The following is a 20,941-nucleotide window of genomic DNA, read 5'->3' as shown; positions in this document are numbered from 1 at the left end:
GAATCTCTTGGCAGGCCATTGAGCAGAAGCGTTTGAATGTCCTTTGCAAGTCAGAGCGTTTTAGTGACACCCAACAAAACCCGCGCCCTTCACGCCCGCAGATTGCGCACAACATCAGGCGGCCTCCTGTGCTTTGGCTGCAGCGAAGATGCGCGTTTGAATGGCTCTTTTGTTAAAGCGGAAGGTGATCAGACACGAAGCCTGATAGCGTGTCAGTCCGAAGTCTTGTTGGTATCCTGCAGGTAGGTATTTGAGTTGTTGTTGAGTGACACTTTGGCTCAGCCAAGTACGGGACTTCCGAGCAGCCTCCTCGTTTTCGTGCTGGTTAAGCCAATCGTCGGCTGCAGCGATGCCAAGTGTGCGCTCACCGATCGAGAGCAGATGCGTTCCCAGCCCTTTACCACCGCCAACGGCGAACCATTGACCGTTTAGATAAAACACACCCGCCCATGCCGAAAAGCCTGTCGCCATAAGGGCGGTGTCATCGTCAAAGAGATCACTCCAGCGGAATGACGAGCGCTTGAGTAGATCGACTTCGGACATGACAAACTCGGTGAGTTCGGGTTTCTCACCATCGGTTGTGCGCTCCCAAACATGGCCGCACAGCGCGCACTCCATAGAAGAGAGTGGGACTTCGGCATCGCAGTCTGGACAGGTTTTGGTTGGAGCTTTGCCAGAGACCTGATGGCCGTCGAGCAGAGCCTCTTGTTCGAGCGATCCGTGCATGAGGGTGCTGGTGCCGAAGTCCAACACAATGCAGTCGGTCTTGCTGACTCCGTGATACTCTTCAGGATCGACAGTGCGAAGCCCTCGGCCGATCATCTGAATCAGTGTCGACTTGTATGAACTCGGGCGAAGCAACACCACACAATCTACCGGTGGGTGATCCCACCCCTCGGTGAGCACTGCAACGTTAACGATGACCTGTGCTTGGCCAGCCGAAAACTGAGCAATTGCAGACTCTCGCTCAGCCCTGTTCAGTGCGCCGTGAACAACCACGCTGTTCACATCGACTTGTCGAAAGGCGTTCGCAACGTTATTGGCGTGATCAACCGTTGAGCAGAACACCACCGTTTTTCGTTTGCCAGCATGTGTCTGCCAGTGCTTTACGACCGCTTCGGTAATGACCTTGCGGTTCATAATGGCGTCGACCTCATGCATGTCGAAATCATCGGCCGAGCGCTTCACTTCCGAGAGAGCGGCTTGGGTACCAACATCCACCACAAAGGTGCGGGGAGGTACCAAGTGACCAGATTGAATGAGCTCAGCAAGACTGATTTGATCAGCGACGTTGCTGAAAACCGGACGCAGTCCTTTGCCGTCTCCCCGATTGGGCGTTGCCGTTACCCCGAAGAGCTTTAGGCTTGGATTGAGCTTTGTGGCGTGCTCAATGATGGCGCGGTAACTGGGTGCTGCCGCGTGGTGAGCTTCATCAATGACGAGCAGATCCAAAGCGGGCATCTGTGCCAGATTCGATTGGCGAGAGAGTGTCTGCACCATCGCAAAGGTGGTTTGTCCCTCCCAGGACTTCTCTTTCGCATCGAAGAGAGAGGTCTCGATATCCGGATTAACTCGGTTGAACTTGGAGGCATTCTGCTCGGTGAGTTCGTCACGGTGGGCGAGGACACACACTTTGGCCTGAGTACCCTGGATCCAACGCCCCGCAACACCTGAGAGCATGATGGTTTTGCCAGCACCGGTTGGCGCTACGCCCAGAGTGTTGTTATGTTTATCGAGCGCCGATAGACAGCGCTCAACAAACACTTTTTGACGGGGACGAAGAATCATTAGCGTACTCCCTTACTGAGCCCAGGCTGGGCGACCGCTGGGTACAGCCGGTTGCTCTTGAGTAGGTGCGGTTTGAGGCGCTGGTGCTGAGTAAACAGCCGGTGCGGGGGCAGCAGGAACAGAACCCATCGCTTCGGCATATCCCTTTTGATCAGGTGTGACCGCTGACTTGATGATGTTTTTCAGCTCACCATTCTGGTCCTTGTCGACATCGATTTTGGCAACAAACTCGACCCCTTCAAGATCGGAAAAGCCAGAGATGCGGCGCATCTGTTGAGCCTTGGGTGATTGATCTCCGGGGTGCAGGCCACGCGATGAATTCAGGATGCCTTTGATAAAGCTGCGACCCATGTTGGCCCACTCAGGTCCTTTCGGACTTTCCAGTCCGATAAGGCTCCAGATTTTTCGTTTGGCAAAGGGACCTTCTGTAACCACAAACTCACAGTTGAGGTAGACCGATCCGGTCATCGTGCTTTGCGTGGCAAAGCCTCCTGTCCAACCTTGGCTTGGGTCATCAAGTCCACCGGGTTTAATCGTCATGCGAACACGAGCGACCGTTCCTTTGGGGATGACGTCGTAAGATTGCTGATCATCAGCGTTGTTAAAGTCGTTCCAGAGGCTCATAGGGCATCTCCTGTGTCTGGGGTAATTGGCTCTTGAAGTGGTTTAGGGCTGTCAAAACGGAGTCGCTCCGGCGCTGGTGCTGCGGGGCTTTTTATCTTGGCCATCAGTCGGCCCAGGTGCGGCTCCTCGATGGTATCCAGGCGGCCGCTGCGATCCTTGGCGGGGTAGCCCCACTGGTTCAGCGTGTGGTTGATGAAGGCACGGAATGGGTTGCCGTCTTCGTCTTTGAGTTCAGCCATAGCGATGACTTGATCGACGATGCCCGGCAGTTCAAGACCCGTTTTAGAACCGTCGATCTGCGGGGTGAACAGCTTGCGGTTGTAGTCGTCGATACGCTCATCGAGGATGCCAACGAACCAGATATTCTTCATGCGGGTGTGCTGAAGGTGCGTGAGCCAGGCAATCATCTCCTGGCCGTGCAGACCATAGGCGCCGCGCATATCTGGTTTACCGCTGCGCTCGCTGAATGCCTGAGGCTGACCTTTACACCACTGAAAACAGAGGCGACCGGCAACCGTGATTGAGTCGATGAATATGGTCTCGTAGCGTTCTAGCTCTGCCGGATTACCGAAGCGCTCACAGACAGCGTCATAGTGACTCTGGCTGTAGACCTGATCATCACGAAGGGCAGGGTTAGGACCACCAATAAAGACGGCAAAGTCGCGACACTCGGGCCAAGTCTTGGGACGAATGCTGTCACCGCTCCAGCCTTCGATAGCCAGATCACCGGCCTCGAGATCGAAGAAGAGGGTGCTTGGTGCATCCAGCGTCCAGAGCAGTGATGTTTTACCGATGCCACTTTTGCCGAAGATGCAGCCTTTGATGCCACGCTTTTCGGCGAGGCGTTGATCCGCTGAGATAATTGGGAGGCTCATGACTGGACCTCCGAAATCAGTGCCAAACGGAAGCTCGGCTTGCCGGTTTTCAGGGTGCGAGCGCCAGCAAATGAGGACTTGAGATTATCGGGCCAAGCTTCGTATTTACGCTCGGAAACTTTGTAGCTGATGTCGATGTACTGACCCGGATCTTCGCCGCTGGCGGCGATGCGCTTGGCGATCTCATCAAGCTTCTTCTGATCCCAAGTGACACGCTTGGGTAGGTCAGCCGAGATACGGACTTCGCCATCGTCGAAATGCACGACGCCCGTGTCTTTGCCTACAGAAAGACGCTGCTGTTGAGCCTGGGTGTTGTAACGTTGCTCTAGCACACGATCCACTTGCTCGCACAACGCTTTAGCCATAGCGAGTTGATCGGCTGCATCATTTTTGAGGCGAAACAGCGAATCACTCGATAGCTCGGCAAGTGTGCTGACTGGGGTGCAGATAATCTCGTTGATCTGTTGAAGGTTCATGCCACACCTCCTGCATGCACGCTTTGCGAGGTGCTTTTGCGAAGACACTCCTCCTCATAAGCCTGGATATCCTCTTCGCGATAAACGATGCGGCCATGTAGTTTGAGAAAGACCGGGCCAATGCCCTGCGAGCGCCACCGTTCGAGGGTGGTCTCGCTGACACACCAGCGCTCGGCTAGTAGTGTCTGGTTGATGTGTTTGATACTCACGTTGCACTCCTGTTGGTTATTGCGAAAACGTGAGGTCAGTTTGGTGGGGAGGATGTAGGGGCGTCAGCCAACGTGATGGGGGGATGAATGGGGGGAGTAAACCGATCAAAAGTTAATCGGCCAGAAACAAAAATACCGCCCGGAGGCGGTTATCTGATGTCAGTGCACAGCTGACTTAGTTATGGGCTGCTTCGTGACTTACTGCTTTAAGATCTATATTGAGTGCACGCAAAACAAGCAGAATGGTTTCAAAGCGTGGCTTGGCTCCGGCAGACAAAGCTTTGTAGAGACTTTCACGCCCAAGCCCGGTTTCCTTGGCGATCTGTGTCATTCCGCGTGCTTTGGCTATATGGCCAATTGCTCGTATCAGTTCATCGCTGTCACCATCTTCTAAGACAATAGACAGATATTCCGCAATATCATTTTCATCGCGGAGTTGGGACGCCATATCAAACTCAGGTAGATTGGCGACATTAAGTGGTCTGCTCATGTTCTACTCCTCCGACGACTTTGCCATAGGTTTTGATGGTAAACATAAATCAAGTGTATCCGAGTAGATACATTCCTAGCAACTTTAGGTCACAAATCCCCAAATACCTTTCTCGTGATTTGTAATGTAATCGCGCCATTGGGAATTACTTTTAAAAAGGTCCTGCATTCGCCTACTGCGGCCCAGATTTTGTGTGCCGTAAACGCTACCGAGAATTTCAGCGGCGGAAAGCTTCCATCTCCCCTTGTTCGCCTGCTCGGCCATATATTTGACGGCTGCCGCCTGCTTAAGACCGGTGATCACCCAAGGTACTGGGTTGGTGCGAATGGTCAGCTTATTGCTGTATTCATCAAAATGAACTGGCGACCTTTGGTGGTCGTCTGGGAAGTTCGCTCCAGTCACCAATTGGCTGAGCCTCTCCATATCGATTCTCGCTACGTTCTGCGTCGAATCGATTACCTCTTTGATAGGTATGACTCGATAGTGACGTGGCACTGTAATGATGGCGGGTAGAGAATTACCCGTCGTGAGAATTATCCCAAGATCGGACAAGTCAGTTTGCTGTAGACGTTGAAAAACGGCATCAACAGACAATGCCAAACCGCGGGCTACCCAGATGTCCGTGAGTGTAGGCCCCACGCGGACTTTACCGATTCGCCAGAGTGTTCCCTGAATGTCGGCTTGTGATATTCCGCTACGAAGAGCCACTGGGATATCTAAGAGGTCAGCCATAGCGTTTAGAAACAGTTCTTTCCGAGGGTGGTATATGCCTATCTCTGTAGGCTCTATCGCTCGGAGCCTAAAGGTTTCTGGGCAACGGTATAGATATCGGTCAGACCCATCATCCGGAAAAACATCAACGTCACAGTGATCATTACCATAGGGCGCCTGGTAGTAGCCGGCATAGCCAATACAATCACACCATTCAGAGATGCGTTCTGAATCCAGTGCTTCGTATTGGCGAAGCCTCCACCCAGGAATGCCGGTCAGTATTTGCCCGTCCTCACCAACCACCCTTTGAACGGACTGTTCGAAGAGCTTTATTAGATCAAGCAGCGAGTGGGTCGATAGGGCGCGCATCCTTCGAGACCTCCTTGACGAGATTCCATTTGTGAAGCAGGTGGTCACATAAGGCGCGATCCTTCTCACGTTTGGTTTTGATATTGCAGCGGTTTTCGCCACGCAGTTCAATGGTGATCGTTCTGGCGCGACCGCGACCCTCTTTGCGTAGTTTGATGGAGATCTTGGCGTAATTCAGTGTGTAGTCACGGAATTCGAATGCGGGATTGTTGTATAGGCTCTTTGCTGCGCTGTAGATATCTTGAGGGTCTCGGATGGAGACCTTGGCAATCGAGGATCCGCAAATCGGTCCAGCATACCCAAGCTCAAGGACTTTAACGCTGGTGACTGGTTCGTTTGAAATATCAAAGTTTCGCGGTGCCGCCAGACTTTGGTAATCGTATTGCTTGATAGGGACCGACTCGCCTGTGATGGGTGAAGCAAGCAGTGTGCCGGCAACGATGGCTGCCAGAGCGTCACGCCCCTGCGTATCCTTAGATAGTACCTCAACGTAACCTTTATCGGGTTCGTAGGTGATATGGGACGAAATAGCCCGAACCACTTCGTTGGCTACAAGTTCGCTATGCTGAACGCGTTCTACGATTTCGGGTGGGCGGTTGTAGTGAATGCTGACCTGATACAACGCGATGGTTGGCTCTGCTGTTGTGTCAGTCCGTAAACGACGGAAAACTTGAATTGCGATCTCATCTTTTGGGCAACCGAAATGTGCCGCGGCCGCTTCATGAAACCGCTCCTGTGATTGCTCATCTTCATGGAGGATCAAGTCTACATCGGCTAAGAAGCCTGAGTAGCAAGATTGGCTCTGACGAAAGAGATCGGCCTGACGTGAGTTCAGAGCCTCATCAAATAAACGGGGCTCATTCTCGAAGAACCAGAGTGATCTATGATAAGGGTTTCGCAGAGCAGAAAAAGCCTCTAACCCCTTATCTGTCTTGATCTCTTGCTTGATTCCTTCAATTACATCTTGCCCTGCTCCATCGGAAAGCAGCGCGATGCTTTCGCAGAGCTCCTCCAATTTTTGAAGTGTGTGAACACTCAGCTCTGACATATGGGTGGTGAGTACAGCACGTTGGGCGGTTAGCGTGTCTTTGGTATTGAGTTCAGGGATTTCCACAGATGTTTGTTGGGCCAGAAACGTGCGGCACACATCAGGTGGTAGATGCCGAATCAATTTTGAAATGTATTCATGATCGGTCATGTAAAGCTCCTTCATCGGGCGGTGAGTTGTTATCAGCTACCACCCGAGTAAGGAGCGACGCTGGTTTAAAAAGTTCGCTATACCGAACAAAACTGATTCTGATAATCGATGCTAGGTTTGTCAAGCCAATACAAAAGTGTTCTTTCTGGTGGTATCCTGTGAGTAAGTCTACAAGTCATTAATACTCGGAGAAAAAAGTGCCTTCGCCACTGGGAAATAAAATTAAAGCCCTGAGAAAAGAGAAGAAGTTGAGCCTCGATAAGCTGGCGGAGATGACCGATTCGAGTAAAGGCTACCTGTGGGAGCTGGAGAATAAGGATGATCCGAACCCATCTGCCGACAAACTGGCAAAATTAGCGAAGGCTTTGGAAGTGACCAGCGAGTTCCTAATGACGGCGACGGATATGACGCCCGATCAAGAGGTAAAGGACATGGCATTTTTCCGGAAATACCAGTCGCTGTCCGATCCCGATAAGGTCAAACTCCAGAAAATCCTGGACGCCTTTGATTGATGAGCCAGTTCAAGCGCCCAGTGCGCACTGCTAACCAAATATCTGCAATGCTTAATCAAGTGTTGGGGCCTGATCGTTTCCCAGTTGATGTGGTACGACTGGCGCAAGATTATTCTCAGGCTACGAGTGCCGACCCCATCACTAAGGTCGTTGGAGAGTCATTTGACGATTTTGATGGGATGTTGAAGGCATCATCTGATCAATCGAAATGGATGATTATTTACAACACTAACTGGACGGAGGGGAGGCAGCGATTCACCATCGCACATGAGTTTGGGCATTACATCTTGCATAGAAAGGACCAGCTTCAGTTCAAATGCACTAACTCTCGTGCTTCGGAGAAGGTAGGTGTAGATCGTGACCTCGAGAAAGAGGCTGATGAATTTGCTGCGGAACTACTGATGCCAGTCGATGATTTTCGCCAGCAGATTTACAACGAAGAGCCGGGATTTGAGCTGTTCAGCGAACTTGCAGAACGTTATGGCGTATCGCTAACCGCTGCGGCTCTCCGTTGGATTAAAGTCACACCTAAACGAGCAGTTCTTGTGGCCAGTCGCGACGGTTTTATGTTGTGGGCCTCCTCCAATCAGGCTGCATACAAATCTGGCGCGGTATTCGCGACGCGTAAAAATACCATTGAGTTACCTGAATCAGCGTTGGCCGTGCGCGAGGAATCTCCAGCCTATGGTTCCAAACAAACCATTCCTGCTCACCACTGGTTTGAGAATGAGCACCCTGAGCTTGAGCTGATCGAAACCATGGTTGCGACAGAGCAATACGATTACACACTCACCTTGCTGCTACTGCCAGATATTGACGATGGATACGATGACGATCGAGAGGATGAGTTGCTCGAAGATACCGTCAGCCATTTCATCTAAAACAGTGTAACCGCCTACCTCTAATCGAAAATATTTCGATCACTTTTTGCATTAGCCCTCACGAGCACATATCGGCTCGAAACTACGTGATGGCCAGATAGACCATCCACCCTGAAAATTATCGTCAACGGTCGTTAGTTATTCAGGAGTGCGTACCAATGTATCAAATCAAACAGATTCCACCCGACAAGATGGATCCGAGCCAGCGACTCAACGAAGTCGCGCAACTCCTGGCGAATGGCTTGGTTCGTCTACGCGAGAGTGGATGCGCTAGTCCGCAGACACCTTCAGAGTATAGCGAAGTTGAGCTTGGCTTCTGCCAGGAGAAGAGCGTTCATACAAACGACACCCTACACAACCATACGGAGTCGGAATGAACAGAAAACATAAACTAGTCGAGATACCTGATTCGGTTATCGCACAGATAGCGGATCTCATACAGCTGCCATTTGAGGATCTTAAATTACTCTGGTGGGAAACGTATCAAACTAAACCGCCGACCAATCGTCGTCCTTATCTTGAGCGCCGGTTGGCCTTCAAACTCCAGGAGGATGCATACCGCAAACATAACCCCGAACTGCTTGAGAAAAATAAAAAGAGAGTTGACCAACTGCTCAAAGATACAGGGAGCCCACGAAAAGCTGGCAAACAGATTCCTGAACCAGGGACTGTACTCATTCGTGAGTACCAAGGTGTGCAACATCAAGTGATCGTGACACTTGATGAGGAGTTCGAATATAGAGGGATGATTTATAGCAGTCTCTCTGAAATCGCACGGATCATTACAGGGACTCGTTGGTCAGGTCCGGTGTTTTTTGGTCTGAGGTCGGCGACTCGGCCAAAGAAAAATAAAGTGGCAGGGGGTGCTAAGTGAGTACAGAGATAAAACAGAGAAAACGTTGTGCGGTTTACTCCCGAAAATCCAACGATGAGGGTTTAGATCAAGAGTACAACTCGATTCATGCCCAGACTGACGCCGGGCACAATTTCATCACTAGCCAGCGACACGAGGGCTGGATACCAGTGGCTGATGATTATGCAGATCCAGCCTACTCCGGTGGCAATATGGATCGACCAGCACTGCAGCGTCTAATGCGAGACATTGAAGCCGGTAAAATTGATATTGTTGTTGTCTACAAAATCGACAGACTAACTCGTAGTTTGGCGGACTTCTCGCAGATGGTTGAGATATTTGATCGCCACAAGGTCTCCTTTGTCTCCGTGACTCAGCAGTTCAACACCACCTCATCGATGGGGCGACTGACGCTGAATATTCTGCTTTCATTTGCCCAATTTGAGCGTGAGGTAACAGGAGAGCGTATTCGCGACAAAATCGCCGCTAGCAAGAAAAAGGGCATGTGGATGGGTGGTATTCCACCGCTAGGATATGACGTTAAAGACCGTCATCTAGTACCGAACCCGAAAGAAGCCAAATTGGTGAAGCAAATATTTACACGTTTCGTAGAACTGGGATCAGCGACGCTGTTGGTACGAGAGCTTCAGCTTGAAAGCGCAACAAGCAAGTCGTGGACGACACAGGATGGAAACTACCGGGCCGGTAAGCCCATCGATAAAGGCATGATCTACAAGTACCTCCACAACCAGACTTACATCGGCAAAATCCATCACAAAGATAAGTGGTATGACGGACGGCATATGCCAATCATCACTCAAGAGGAGTGGGATGCAGTCCACGCGATATTGGCGACAAACGGGAAAGTTCGAGCGAATCGTACTCGAGCCAAAGTTCCATTTCTGCTGAAAGGTATCGTCTTCGGATCCGACGGCCATACTTTGACGCCTTGGCAAACGACGAAAAAGAATGGAAAGCGTTACCGCTACTACATACCGCAGCGAGATGTCAAAGAATATGCTGGCGCATCAGGTTTGGCGCGCTATCCAGCAGTGCAGTTGGAAACCACGGTAGTATCCCAGCTGCGTGAAATTCTTCGCTCGCCCCCGATGCTAGAGCGAATAATTCCGCAAGGTGTAGTACTCGATAATGATCTTGATGAAGCCAAGGTCACCGTTGCGATGGTTCAGCTCGATGGTATATGGGACCACTTATTACCTGCGGAACATGAACGCATCACCAAGTTATTGGTAGAGAAAGTTGTAGTCTCGCCCGATGATATTGAAGTGCGGATGCGTCTAAATGGTCTTGAAACTGTGACCAGGGAATTGATGTCTGCCCAGCGAAACTATGATTCTGGAGCGTCAATATGAACGAGATTGAACTAAATACATCAGGCAATCGAGAGACATATCAATCCAGTGACGGCCAGCTGAGCATCCGAATTCCGATCAAAATTAGCCGGCGTAGCGGTCGTAAGCTATTAAAAAGGCCTGATGGTGAAATCATAGGCCGGCCCTGGGATCAAAAGCCGACCATACTTCAATCAGCACTGGCACGCGGTCATCGATGGGTGAGGATGTTTGAGTCAGGCGAGGTGTCCAGTCTAAAAGAAATAGCAAAGCGAGAGGGTATCGATAGCAGTTACGTCAGTCGTATGATCAACCTGACCACGCTGGCTCCGGAGATCGTCGAGGCGATACTGGATGATGAGGTGCCGGACCACGTGACACTATTTGATTTAGCAGTGGACCCTGCTGTTATTTGGAAGGAGCAAATGGACAGTACATATTCTGTAAGCCTTGGCCGGTGAACAGAGTAGTAGACGAGGTCTACTAGAGTCCTAAGACCTGACAAGACGACTATAGAGGCTGCGTCCGCTGGAATCCACCCCTCGTAAGCTCGACGAGGTTTGGCATGAAATTCTATATTGAGACCCAATGCGTTTAATCAACTAATCGATTAGTCCGTAAGTAACTTATTGAAAATATTTAGATTATAAAAACTCGGTTCGTTGACTTCGACTTTTCGAAGAGTAGAGAGTTGCAGAGAATATCCGGTATTGAGAGACAATATTGGGAATATGTCTGAAAAATTGAGCGCGACCAACCTCTTCAGGAACACTCATTAACCCCAAAGAATACAAATAGATACGCAATAAAAAAGGCCAACCGCTTCCGGTTGACCTTAGTGTATTGGTGGAGGTGGCGGGTTTCGAACCCGCGTCCGTCAATCCTCTGCCTCAAGCTCTACATGCATAGACATCTCTATTGAGTTAACCCGTCACGAGCCGAGAGTCAGGCTGTTATGGGCGAGCCTTTTTGAGTTTTAACCCTTTGCCTTAAGGCGAAGTCTCCGGGCGATTCTATCTCATATGACACTGCCGAAACTCTGAGTTATAGACACCTTAGAGGGCAGCGCTAGCAGGCTTAGGCTGCTAGAGCGTAGTTATCGTCGTTTGCAACTATAACTGTGTGATGAGGGATTTACGAGAATCATCACATTCTCGACATGCACCTAAGGGTTCGCAATCGGCGTCGAATCCAAGTCACCCCCAGAACTGGCCAGTATAGCGTTTGCTATCTGGGTTACAAGAACTCTATTGGTTCTTGCTGAGAACACGCTGCTTTTCACGGTTCCAATCGCGCTCTTTTTCAGTCGCACGTTTGTCGTGAAGTTTCTTACCTTTTGCTAAACCAATCTCACACTTAATTTTGCTCTCTTTCCAGTAGAGGCTCAGTGCGACACAGGTGAAACCTTTGGCTTCGACTGCACCGGCTAGGCGGTTCAGTTCTGTGCGGTTCAGCAACAGTTTGCGTGGTCTAACCGGATCTGCAACAACGTGTGTGCAGGCGGTTTTTAATGGCGAGAAGTGGGCACCCAATAGCCAAGCTTCACCGTTTTTAAAATCGATGTAAGACTCAACCAGTTGTGCGCGGCCTTCGCGTAGGCTTTTGACTTCCCACCCGGTCAGCACAAGGCCAGCTTCGAATTTATTTTCGATGCTGTACTCGAATCGTGCACGTTTATTTTGGCAGATGGTGTTTCCGCCAGGAGCTTTCTTCTTTTTTGCCATGCGGCGGATTATATAGAGCTGTTGTAAGCAAAGGAAGGAATCCTCTTGTTCAAAGCGTATATAAACTGGACAATAAGCAGCTTGTAACTGTTATTTGAGATTTGCCTACCGCTATGACGGTCGTAAATAGAACCGCTCTTGTATTACACACCGCTGAGCAGATGTTTGATCTGATCAACGATGTGCGTCGCTACCCAGAGTTCCTGCCTTGGTGCTCTGGCACGGAGGTGATCGCAGAGAGTGATGAGATGCTCGAAGCGACACTGAAGCTCGCTAAAGGGGGGCTTAGTTATGATTTTACGACGCGTAATCATCTGGTCCGTCCCGTTTCAATGACCATTGGTTTGGTTAATGGCCCCTTTAAAAGTCTTGAGGGGGTTTGGACGTTCACTGAGTTGTCAGATGAAGCTTCTAAGGTGGAACTCAATCTCAGTTTCGAGTTTGAGGGCAAGCTAACTGGAATGGCGATGTCTAAAGTGTTTAATAGTGTCGCGACAACTTTGGTGGATGCCTTTGTGTCGCGCGCTGATCAAATTTACGGATGAGGTGATCAGTGATTAACGTTGAAGTGGCCTATGCTCTGCCGACTGAACAGAAGATCATTGCTCTGCAAGTAGAAGAGGGTACAACGGCATATGATGCGGTTGTTCGCTCGCGCATTGCTGAGCTGTATAAACAGATCGATATCAACAGTGACCCAATGGGTATCTTCAGTCGTGCGATCAAGGACCCTAAAGCAGAGGTCTTGCGTGACGGTGATAGAGTAGAGATCTACCGCCCGTTAATTGCTGACCCTAAAGAGGTTCGCGCTCGTCGAGCAGCCGAAGCTAAAGCCAAAAAAGCCAACTCGTAAGTTGGCTTTTTTGTATTCGTTGAGCTCTGCGTTACTGAGGTTTCAGATCGCCTTCCAAACGCACCAGCTTGTCGTTTTCAAAGTAGACGCGAAACTGACGTAGCTCTACCACTTCATCCTCTTGTACCAACTGGAAGACATAGTCCCATCGGTTCTGGTTGAAGGTATCCGTTAACAGGGGTGTTCCTAGCACATAGCGAACTTGGCTCGGCGTCATTCCAGGGCGAAGCTGATCTACCATCTCTTGTGTCACCTGGTTGCCTTGCGGAACATCCATTTTGTACACGCCTGGAAAGGTTGTACAGCCGGTCACGAGAGTAGCAAGAAAGGCAGAGATGATGAGCTTGCGCATGTTCAGGTTGTTCCTGTTACTGTTCAAAGTGGCATTAGTTTACACGCCACTGTTTGAATCGACCAGTCTATAGCGCGCTGGTCAGCATCTCTTTAGCGTGCTCAAGGGTGGTATCAGTCATCTCAAGTCCACCCAGCATTCGAGCGATCTCATTAATGCGCTGATTTTCGGTGAGTGGTGTGATTTTGGTCTCAACCGAACCGGTGTCTGCGCCTTTGCTGACAAACAGGTGTTGGGTTCCTTGTGAAGCCACCTGAGGTTGGTGTGTGACACAGAGAATCTGTGCTCGTTCACTCAAATGACGTAACAGTCGGCCAACGACTTCGGCAATGCCTCCGCCAATACCGACATCGACTTCGTCAAAAATGAGTGTCGGGGTGTCAGTCGTCTTAGCCGTTACAACTTGAATCGCAAGGCTAATTCGTGACAGTTCACCACCCGAGGCAATTTTGGCCAGCGGTTTTGCGGTTTGGCCCTGATTGGTATTGATCAGGAACTCAATCTCTTCCAAGCCTTGGGCCGTAATGTATTTAGGATCGATATCACTCAGGCTGGCTGTGAAACGTGCACTGTTCATGCCCAGCATGGCAAGTTGTTCATTCACCTCTTTATCAAGCTGTTTGGCTGCTTTGCTGCGTAGTTTGCTGAGTTGGCGAGCTTTCTCAATCAATGCGGCATTAGCCGTAGCAACCTCGGATTCGAGTTGCTCTAAGTTCTCATCGACATGAGCCAAAGAGTCGAGTTCAGTATTTAGTTGGTCTTTTAATTCCGGTAACTGCTCTGGCGCAATGCGGTGTTTCCTGGCTAGATCGTAGATGCTGGTTAAGCGATCTTCCACCTCTTGTAAGCGCTCAGGGTCCAACTCAACTCGTTGAACAAAATGGCTCAACTCGCGTTCGGCCTCTTCCACTTGAATCAGAGCAGCGTTTAGCATCTCGGCGGTCTGCTGTAGTGCAGGTGAGTCCGCTTCGATGTCGCCCAATAGGTGCAGTGCTTGGTTGAGTACCGCTGTGGCGTTGCTCTCTTCACCCTCGCTAAGAAGCATCTGGATCTGTTGGCCACTGTTAAGGATTGACCCTGCGTTGGAGAGTATCTTCTGCTCCTCTTCTAAGGCTTGCAGTTCACCTGTTTGAGGGTCTAAACGGTTGAGCTCTTCCGTTTGATAGCTCAGCAGTTGCAGTTGCGCATTCGCCTCTTCACTCATGTCTTGAAGGCGTTTCAACTCACTCTGCTTCGATTGCCACTGGGTAAAGAGTTTGCGTACTTCCAGTGCTGTCTCATTGGCTTTGGCGTAGTTGTCTAGCAGGGTGCGGTGAAAATCACGCTTTAATAGGCGTTGGTGTTCGTGCTGGCCGTGTATATCGACAAGCAGCTCACCCAGCTCTTTGACGCGGTTCAGTGGGCAGGGGTGGCCATTGATATAGCTACGGCTGCGACCGTCGGCACTCAGTGTACGGCGTAAAATACACTCGTTAATCTCTTCCGACTCTAGCTCATTCGCCTCTAACCAGCGTTTCGCTTCGGGTAGTGCTTGTATATCGAACGCAGCGCTAATCTCAGCTCGTTTCGCCCCTTCTCGAACCGAGTCGGCTTCTGCACGTTTGCCTAAGGCTAATCCCAGTGCATCAAGCATGATCGATTTGCCGGCACCGGTCTCACCGCTGACGACGGTCATGCCCGATTTTAGTTCTAGGTCGAGTGTCGAGACGATCGCAAAGTTTCGAATGCTGAGTAGCGTTAACATGGCTCAATACCTGTTTAGATATACAGTTACTGTGTTTTTAACCAATATTTGTGGATTAGGCAATAGAAAAGTGCAGCCTTAGGTCAAAAAAGCGCGCGGAAGGGTTGAATTTCAGTTGGCCGATACCACATAGGAGACAAGATTGAATGATTCTGGAGATAACACCATGGCGAATGAAGATCAGACACACCAAGATCAGGTTGAAGAGAGTCAAGTCGACGCGACGGCTGAAGAGAATCTTGTGGAGCCTGAACTGGTTGAGACGGAAGAGCTGACCGTTGAATCCCTTCAAGAAGAGCTAGCCGCTGCGAATGCGACGATTGCTGAGCTGCAAAAACAGCTGGCAGAGCTTGAACCTCGTGCCCAAGCGGAGATCGCTAACCAGCGCCGTCGTGCTGAGGTTGAGGTGGATAAAGCGCGTAAGTTTGCTGTTGAGAAATTTGCCGAAGAGCTACTGCCGGTCATCGACAGTCTAGAGCGCGCTATTGAGGCGAGCCAGGTCGAAGATGAGGTAGTTAAACCGCTTCGTGAAGGCGTTGAGATGACGCACAAAATGTTCATCGATGGCGTTGCTAAATTCAATCTAGAAGTGATCAACCCAGAGGGTGAGGCGTTCAACCCAGAGCACCATCAAGCGATGTCGATGGTTGAAGCGGAAGGTGCAGCACCAAACTCTGTTATTGCGGTGATGCAGAAGGGCTACCTACTTAATGGTCGCTTAGTTCGTCCTGCGATGGTGATGGTCGCTAAAGGTTAAGACCTTTTTATAAACCAGACTTGATATTTGAAAGACCACACCCATATAGGGGTTAAGGTAAAACAGTTTTAAACACCCAGCGCGGTGTCATTAGGAGATTTAAACATGGGTAAAATCATCGGTATTGACCTAGGTACTACCAACTCGTGTGTAGCAGTACTTGAAGGCGATAAAACTAAAGTTATTGAGAACGCTGAAGGCGATCGTACCACTCCGTCGATTATTGCTTACTCAGCAGAAGGCGAAACTCTGGTTGGTCAGTCGGCGAAACGTCAGGCAGTTACTAACCCAGACAACACGCTATTCGCGATCAAGCGTCTAATCGGTCGTCGTTTTGAAGACGATGTTGTACAGAAAGACATCAAGATGGTGCCTTACAACATCGCTAAAGCGGACAACGGTGATGCGTGGGTTGAGGTGAAAGGCGAGAAGCTAGCACCACCACAGATCTCTGCAGAAGTTCTTAAGAAGATGAAGAAGACTGCTGAAGATTACCTAGGCGAGTCTGTGACAGAAGCGGTTATCACGGTTCCGGCATACTTTAACGACTCTCAGCGTCAAGCAACTAAAGATGCGGGTCGTATCGCAGGTCTAGAAGTTAAACGTATCATCAACGAGCCTACTGCTGCTGCACTTGCTTACGGTATGGACAAAGCGGCGGGTGATCGCACGATCGCAGTGTACGACCTAGGCGGTGGTACTTTCGATATCTCGATCATCGAAATTGCAGACGTTGATGGCGAGCACCAGTTTGAAGTACTCGCAACCAACGGTGATACATTCCTAGGTGGTGAAGACTTCGACCTTGCGGTTATCAACTACCTAGCAGACGAGTTTAAGAAAGAGTCTGGCATCGATCTACACAACGATCCGCTAGCGCTACAGCGTCTAAAAGAGGCGGGTGAGAAAGCGAAAGTTGAGCTTTCATCGGCACAGTCTACTGACGTTAACCTGCCTTACATCACTGCGGATGCAACAGGTCCTAAACACTTGAACGTTAAACTGTCTCGTTCGAAGCTAGAGTCACTGGTTGAAGATCTTGTACAACGTTCACTTGAGCCATGTCGCATTGCACTGCAAGATGCTGGCCTATCCGCTTCTGAAATCGACGACGTTATCCTCGTCGGTGGTCAGACTCGTATGCCAATGGTGCAGGCGAAAGTGGCTGAGTTCTTTGGTAAAGAGCCACGTAAAGACGTTAACCCAGACGAAGCGGTAGCGATGGGTGCTGCCCTTCAGGGTGCGGTACTTTCAGGCGATGTTAAAGACGTTCTTCTACTGGACGTAACACCACTGACTCTAGGTATCGAAACCATGGGTGGCGTTGCAACACCACTGATCGACAAGAACACGACGATCCCTACGCGTAAGTCTCAGACCTTCTCGACAGCGGAAGACAACCAGACAGCGGTAACCATTCACGTTGTTCAGGGTGAGCGTAAGCAAGCGACTCAGAACAAGTCGCTGGGCCGTTTCGACCTTGCGGATATCCCACCAGCACCACGTGGCATGCCACAGATCGAAGTAACCTTCGATATCGATGCTAACGGTATCCTAAACGTCTCTGCTAAAGACCAGGCGACTGGTAAAGAGCAGTCGATCGTTATTAAAGCCTCTTCTGGTCTAAGCGATGACGAAGTCGAGAAGATGGTTCAGGATGCCGAAGCGCACGCTGAAGAAGATAAGAAATTTGAAGAGCTAACGGCTGCTCGTAACCAGGGTGATGCCATGGTTCACACAGCACGTAAGACGCTAGAAGATGCGGGTGACAAGGCTTCTGATGAAGAGAAATCGAACATCGAAGCAGCCATCACTGCACTTGAAGAGGTGTTGAAAGGCTCTGACACTGCAGAGATCACAGCAAAAACTGAAGCGCTAACGGAAGCGGTTTCGGGTGTTGCTCAGAAGATGTATGCAGACGCTGCACAACAAGCAGAAGCTGGCCAAGGCGCTGAAGCTGAAGCGGCTCGCGATGCAGGCGATGATGTTGTTGATGCTGAGTTTGAAGAAGTCAAAGACGACAAGAAGTAAGCTTAGCAAGCAATAACGAGAGTTAAGACTCTCACAAAATCGTGTGTCAGCGCGGGGGTCTTTACTCCCGCGTTGTCATATTCACGATAGCGTAATTACAGGTTTACACGCAGTATGAGCAAGCAAGATTATTATGAACTCTTAGGTGTCTCTCGTGATGCATCTGACCGTGACATCAAAAAGGCTTACCGTCGCCTAGCGATGAAGTATCACCCTGACCGCAACCCGGATGACGAGGCGGCTGAACTCAAGTTTAAAGAGATCAGTGAAGCGTACGAAGTGTTGTCTGATGCGCAGAAGAAAGCGGCCTACGATCAGTATGGTCATGCTGGCTTGGGTGGCCAAGGTGGTATGGGCGGTGGCTTTGAAGGTGGCTTCTCAGATATCTTTGGCGATGTCTTTGGCGACATGTTCGGTGGCGGCGGTGGTCGTGGTCGCGGTCGTTCCAGCGTGCGTCGCGGTGCCGATCTGCGTTACAACCTTGATTTGAGTCTTGAAGAGGCCGTTCGCGGTTGTGAAAAGACGCTAAAAGTTCCTACCTACGTTTCTTGTGAAACCTGTGATGGTAGCGGCGCTAAGAAGGGTACTACGGCTAAGACCTGTGGTACCTGTGGTGGTGCCGGTCAGGTCCGTATGCAGCAAGGTTTCTTTGCGGTTCAGCAGACCTGTCCAACCTGTCATGGCGAAGGCAAAGTCATCTCTGATCCTTGTAATGTCTGTCACGGCCAGGGCCGTACGCAGAAGACCAAGACATTGGAAGTTAAGATCCCAGCGGGTGTTGATACAGGTGATCGTATTCGTCTATCTGGCGAGGGCGAAGCAGGAGCACACGGCGGCCCTTCAGGCGATCTCTATGTTCAAGTGAGTGTTAAAGATCACCCAATTTTTGAACGAGACGGTGCCAATCTCTACTGTGAAGTGCCGATCAGCTTTGTCGATGCAGCGTTGGGCGGTGAACTAAACGTGCCAACACTGGATGGTCAGGTTAAACTGAAGATCCCGGCAGAGACACAGACGGGCAAGATGTTCCGTCTGAGAGGCAAGGGTGTGAAGCCAGTACGCGGTGGCGCCTTGGGTGATTTGATGGTTCGCGCGGTTGTTGAAACCCCAGTCAGCCTCACTTCACGTCAGAAAGAGCTGCTAGAAGAGTTCCGTGACTCTACGGAAGAGCACCAGAAACATGGACCGAAGAAGCACGGCTTCTTTGATTCAGTGAAAAAATTCTTTGAGGATATGACCTAAGTTATGGGTGATCAGGCGGTTGCAGAGGTATGGCAAGCACTTCAGAGTGAGGCGAGTACATTAAGTGCTAACGAGCCGCTTCTGACGAGCTTCTACCATACAACGATAAACAGTCATCCAACTCTGCGTTCGGCACTCTCATATCTGTTAGCTGAAAAGCTATCGGATGATGTGGTGCCGGCCGTGGCGATGCGTGAGATCTTTGAGGTCGCTTATGAAGCGGACCCTACACTGATCGAAGCTGCCTGTGCCGATCTCCTTGCCGTCTACACGCGTGACCCTGCAATCCGTGACTACAGCACGGTGCTGTTGTACTTAAAAGGGTATCACGCGCTTCAGTCATATCGAGTGGCTAACTACATGTGGCGTCAAGGGCGTCAATCCTTGGCAAACTATCTACAGAGTCGCATGAGTTCGACCCTTCAGGTAGATATTCATCCCGCTGCTAACATTGGTCAGGGTGTGATGTTTGACCACGCAACAGGCATTGTTATCGGTGAAACTTGTGTCATTGAGAATGACGTCTCGATACTGCAATCCGTGACCCTAGGGGGTACCGGTAAGGAGTCGGGCGATCGACATCCGAAAATTCGCGCTGGGGTTTTGATTGGCGCCGGTGCTAAGATTCTTGGCAACATCGAAGTCGGCCAGGGTGCCAAAGTAGGTGCAGGCAGTGTGGTTTTGGAGCCTGTAGAGGCACATACGACGGTAGCGGGTGTTCCAGCCAAAGTGGTGGGTTGCCTAATGAGTGATATGCCAGCCTTGGATATGGACCAAGGGCTGAGTGTCACTGACGAATAGATTTTCAGTTAAGGAAAAAGAGATGACACGAATTGCCATCACGGGTGCCGCAGGGCGCATGGGTAAAACATTGATCGAAGCTGTCGACGCGGCAGAGGGTGTGACCCTTGGCGCAGCCATTGTGCTTCCTGATAGTTCGTTGATTGGTGCCGATGCAGGTGAGTTGGCAGGCGTGGGTCGTCTGGGTGTCGCAATTACTGGCTCGTTGGAGACTGTGACAGACGATTTTGATGTGTTGATCGACTTTACTAGCCCAGAGTCGACTCTTGCTAATCTTGAGATCTGTAAAGCGGCTGGTAAGTCGATGGTGATTGGTACGACGGGGTTAAACGAGTCGCAGAAGGCGAAGTTGGCAGAGGGCGGTGAGTCTATCTCCATTGTCTTTGCACCGAACATGTCTGTTGGCGTAAACCTCTGTTTCAAACTGCTTGAAGTGGCTGCCAAGGCTTTGGGTGATGATGGTGGATACGACATCGAAGTGATCGAAGCACACCACCGTCATAAGGTGGATGCGCCATCAGGCACAGCATTGCGTATGGGTGAAGTGGTTGCCGATGCGCTGGGACGTGATCTGAAAGAGTGTGCGGTCTACGGTCGTGAAGGTCAGACCGGTGCGCGCCCTGAAAAAGAGATCGGTTTCGAGACCATTCGTGCCGGTGATGTGGTTGGTGATCACACTGTACTCTTTGCCACAGAGGGTGAGCGAATCGAAATTACCCACAAAGCGTCTAGCCGTATGACCTTTGCAAAAGGCGCTGTACGAGCAGCAGGTTGGTTGTCAGGCAAGGGTGCAGGTTTGTTCGATATGCAGGATGTTTTAGAGCTTCGTTAAGCCCGCTCCAGAGAGTTGAGGACTGTACTTTTCCTACCGCTCTCTGATAATATTTATCTGTTGTTGTTCCTTTTATGGGCCCGTGTCGAGTTACTCGCACGGGCCCTGTTTTATTCAGGGCGAAAAAAAGCCAGCTACATTGAACTGACCCCATAAAGTTGGACTCATTTCTAAGCGGCGCTCAAGGCCTGATTTCGATATGCTATCGGACTCAGGCCTTTTAGTTTAAGCTTAATTCGCTCGTTGTTGTAATAATCAATGTATTCT

At 50.4% G+C, this 20,941-nt stretch carries 25 protein-coding genes and 1 other RNA gene; 13 read left to right on the top strand and 13 right to left on the bottom strand.

Going from position 1 to position 20,941, the window contains the following annotated elements; all coding sequences use genetic code 11:
- Positions 1 to 114: 114 nt before the first annotated feature.
- The 8 genes from XMA152_RS03170 to XMA152_RS03135 form a co-directional block, all read right to left on the bottom strand.
- On the bottom strand, positions 115 to 1,788 hold the full coding sequence (locus XMA152_RS03170) for a DEAD/DEAH box helicase (protein WP_173482684.1): 1,674 nt from the start codon (positions 1,786 to 1,788) through the stop codon (positions 115 to 117).
- Between the two features lie 12 nt (positions 1,789 to 1,800).
- Positions 1,801 to 2,412 (bottom strand): hypothetical protein, encoded by a 612-nt coding sequence (locus XMA152_RS03165; RefSeq protein ID WP_173482683.1) that lies wholly within the window; start codon positions 2,410 to 2,412, stop codon positions 1,801 to 1,803.
- Positions 2,409 to 3,287, bottom strand: a complete 879-nt coding sequence (locus XMA152_RS03160; RefSeq protein WP_173482682.1) for an ATP-binding protein — start codon at positions 3,285 to 3,287, stop codon at positions 2,409 to 2,411. The genes XMA152_RS03165 and XMA152_RS03160 overlap by 4 nt, the downstream gene beginning before the upstream one ends.
- Positions 3,284 to 3,763 carry a hypothetical protein gene (locus XMA152_RS03155; protein WP_173482681.1) on the bottom strand — a complete coding sequence of 160 codons (480 nt, stop codon included), beginning with the start codon at positions 3,761 to 3,763 and terminating at the stop codon, positions 3,284 to 3,286. Before XMA152_RS03155 ends, XMA152_RS03160 begins: the two co-directional genes overlap by 4 nt.
- A complete protein-coding gene (locus XMA152_RS03150) occupies positions 3,760 to 3,972 on the bottom strand; it encodes an AlpA family transcriptional regulator (RefSeq protein WP_153714097.1) in 213 nt (70 codons plus the stop codon). Before XMA152_RS03150 ends, XMA152_RS03155 begins: the two co-directional genes overlap by 4 nt.
- Positions 3,973 to 4,147: 175 nt before the next feature.
- Positions 4,148 to 4,462, bottom strand: coding sequence for an addiction module antidote protein (locus tag XMA152_RS03145; protein WP_173482680.1), 315 nt, complete (start codon positions 4,460 to 4,462; stop codon positions 4,148 to 4,150).
- A gap of 84 nt (positions 4,463 to 4,546) precedes the next feature.
- Positions 4,547 to 5,542: a hypothetical protein gene (locus tag XMA152_RS03140; RefSeq protein ID WP_173482679.1), complete on the bottom strand. Its 996-nt coding sequence runs from the start codon at positions 5,540 to 5,542 to the stop codon at positions 4,547 to 4,549.
- Complete coding sequence (locus XMA152_RS03135; protein ID WP_173482678.1) at positions 5,511 to 6,740, bottom strand: hypothetical protein; 1,230 nt, start codon at positions 6,738 to 6,740, stop codon at positions 5,511 to 5,513. The genes XMA152_RS03140 and XMA152_RS03135 overlap by 32 nt, the downstream gene beginning before the upstream one ends.
- 197 nt (positions 6,741 to 6,937) lie before the next feature.
- Between XMA152_RS03135 and XMA152_RS03130 the strand changes: the two genes are divergently transcribed.
- The 6 genes from XMA152_RS03130 (at position 6,938) to XMA152_RS03105 (ending at position 10,799) form a co-directional block, all read left to right on the top strand.
- On the top strand, positions 6,938 to 7,252 hold the full coding sequence (locus XMA152_RS03130; RefSeq protein WP_173482677.1) for a helix-turn-helix transcriptional regulator: 315 nt from the start codon (positions 6,938 to 6,940) through the stop codon (positions 7,250 to 7,252).
- Positions 7,252 to 8,133, top strand: a complete 882-nt coding sequence (locus XMA152_RS03125; protein ID WP_173482676.1) for an ImmA/IrrE family metallo-endopeptidase — start codon at positions 7,252 to 7,254, stop codon at positions 8,131 to 8,133. Before XMA152_RS03130 ends, XMA152_RS03125 begins: the two co-directional genes overlap by 1 nt.
- Before the next feature lie 158 nt (positions 8,134 to 8,291).
- Positions 8,292 to 8,510 carry a hypothetical protein gene (locus tag XMA152_RS03120; protein WP_173482675.1) on the top strand — a complete coding sequence of 73 codons (219 nt, stop codon included), beginning with the start codon at positions 8,292 to 8,294 and terminating at the stop codon, positions 8,508 to 8,510.
- Positions 8,507 to 9,007 carry a DUF2924 domain-containing protein gene (locus XMA152_RS03115; protein WP_173482674.1) on the top strand — a complete coding sequence of 167 codons (501 nt, stop codon included), beginning with the start codon at positions 8,507 to 8,509 and terminating at the stop codon, positions 9,005 to 9,007. The genes XMA152_RS03120 and XMA152_RS03115 overlap by 4 nt, the downstream gene beginning before the upstream one ends.
- The gene (locus XMA152_RS12800) at positions 9,004 to 10,359 is read left to right on the top strand and encodes a recombinase family protein (protein ID WP_173482673.1); all 1,356 of its coding nucleotides are present in this window, start codon (positions 9,004 to 9,006) and stop codon (positions 10,357 to 10,359) included. The genes XMA152_RS03115 and XMA152_RS12800 overlap by 4 nt, the downstream gene beginning before the upstream one ends.
- Entirely contained in the window at positions 10,356 to 10,799 is a 444-nt protein-coding gene (locus tag XMA152_RS03105; protein ID WP_173482672.1) for a LacI family transcriptional regulator, read from the top strand. The genes XMA152_RS12800 and XMA152_RS03105 overlap by 4 nt, the downstream gene beginning before the upstream one ends.
- A 383-nt stretch (positions 10,800 to 11,182) precedes the next feature.
- Here XMA152_RS03105 and ssrA read toward each other — a convergent pair.
- Positions 11,183 to 11,542: a transfer-messenger RNA gene (gene ssrA, locus XMA152_RS03100) on the bottom strand.
- Positions 11,543 to 11,585: 43 nt separating this feature from the next.
- A complete protein-coding gene (smpB, locus tag XMA152_RS03095) occupies positions 11,586 to 12,062 on the bottom strand; it encodes an SsrA-binding protein SmpB (protein ID WP_173480194.1) in 477 nt (158 codons plus the stop codon).
- A 113-nt stretch (positions 12,063 to 12,175) separates the two neighbouring features.
- Here smpB and XMA152_RS03090 point away from each other — a divergent pair, with 113 nt between their 5' ends.
- The gene (locus tag XMA152_RS03090) at positions 12,176 to 12,607 is read left to right on the top strand and encodes a type II toxin-antitoxin system RatA family toxin (protein WP_173482671.1); all 432 of its coding nucleotides are present in this window, start codon (positions 12,176 to 12,178) and stop codon (positions 12,605 to 12,607) included.
- Positions 12,608 to 12,615: 8 nt separating this feature from the next.
- The gene (locus XMA152_RS03085) at positions 12,616 to 12,915 is read left to right on the top strand and encodes an RnfH family protein (RefSeq protein ID WP_173482670.1); all 300 of its coding nucleotides are present in this window, start codon (positions 12,616 to 12,618) and stop codon (positions 12,913 to 12,915) included.
- A gap of 31 nt (positions 12,916 to 12,946) precedes the next feature.
- Here XMA152_RS03085 and XMA152_RS03080 read toward each other — a convergent pair whose 3' ends face one another.
- Together XMA152_RS03080 and recN are read right to left on the bottom strand one after the other, a co-directional pair.
- Complete coding sequence (locus XMA152_RS03080) at positions 12,947 to 13,267, bottom strand: outer membrane protein assembly factor BamE (RefSeq protein ID WP_173480197.1); 321 nt, start codon at positions 13,265 to 13,267, stop codon at positions 12,947 to 12,949.
- Between the two features lie 67 nt (positions 13,268 to 13,334).
- Positions 13,335 to 15,011 carry a DNA repair protein RecN gene (recN, locus tag XMA152_RS03075; RefSeq protein WP_173482669.1) on the bottom strand — a complete coding sequence of 559 codons (1,677 nt, stop codon included), beginning with the start codon at positions 15,009 to 15,011 and terminating at the stop codon, positions 13,335 to 13,337.
- 166 nt (positions 15,012 to 15,177) lie between these two features.
- Here recN and grpE point away from each other — a divergent pair, with 166 nt between their 5' ends.
- The 5 genes from grpE (at position 15,178) to dapB (ending at position 20,674) form a co-directional block, all read left to right on the top strand.
- Positions 15,178 to 15,768 carry a nucleotide exchange factor GrpE gene (grpE, locus tag XMA152_RS03070; protein ID WP_173480738.1) on the top strand — a complete coding sequence of 197 codons (591 nt, stop codon included), beginning with the start codon at positions 15,178 to 15,180 and terminating at the stop codon, positions 15,766 to 15,768.
- 105 nt (positions 15,769 to 15,873) lie between these two features.
- Positions 15,874 to 17,799, top strand: a complete 1,926-nt coding sequence (gene dnaK / locus XMA152_RS03065; protein WP_173482668.1) for a molecular chaperone DnaK — start codon at positions 15,874 to 15,876, stop codon at positions 17,797 to 17,799.
- Positions 17,800 to 17,913: 114 nt separating this feature from the next.
- Entirely contained in the window at positions 17,914 to 19,041 is a 1,128-nt protein-coding gene (gene dnaJ / locus XMA152_RS03060; RefSeq protein WP_173480200.1) for a molecular chaperone DnaJ, read from the top strand.
- Between the two features lie 3 nt (positions 19,042 to 19,044).
- Entirely contained in the window at positions 19,045 to 19,842 is a 798-nt protein-coding gene (gene cysE / locus XMA152_RS03055) for a serine O-acetyltransferase (protein ID WP_173482667.1), read from the top strand.
- A 22-nt stretch (positions 19,843 to 19,864) separates the two neighbouring features.
- Positions 19,865 to 20,674 (top strand): 4-hydroxy-tetrahydrodipicolinate reductase, encoded by an 810-nt coding sequence (gene dapB, locus XMA152_RS03050; protein WP_173482666.1) that lies wholly within the window; start codon positions 19,865 to 19,867, stop codon positions 20,672 to 20,674.
- A gap of 170 nt (positions 20,675 to 20,844) precedes the next feature.
- On the opposite strand, the gene XMA152_RS03045 is transcribed toward dapB, so the two are convergent.
- The coding region (locus tag XMA152_RS03045; protein ID WP_173482665.1) for an IS3 family transposase at positions 20,845 to 20,941 on the bottom strand (97 nt) is incomplete at its 5' end.

Source organism: Marinobacterium sp. xm-a-152, assembly GCF_013282965.1.
GTDB lineage: Bacteria > Pseudomonadota > Gammaproteobacteria > Pseudomonadales > Balneatricaceae > Marinobacterium_E.
The sequence above is the reverse complement of the archived record's forward strand: the minus strand, read 5'-3'. Positions and strand labels throughout refer to the sequence as shown.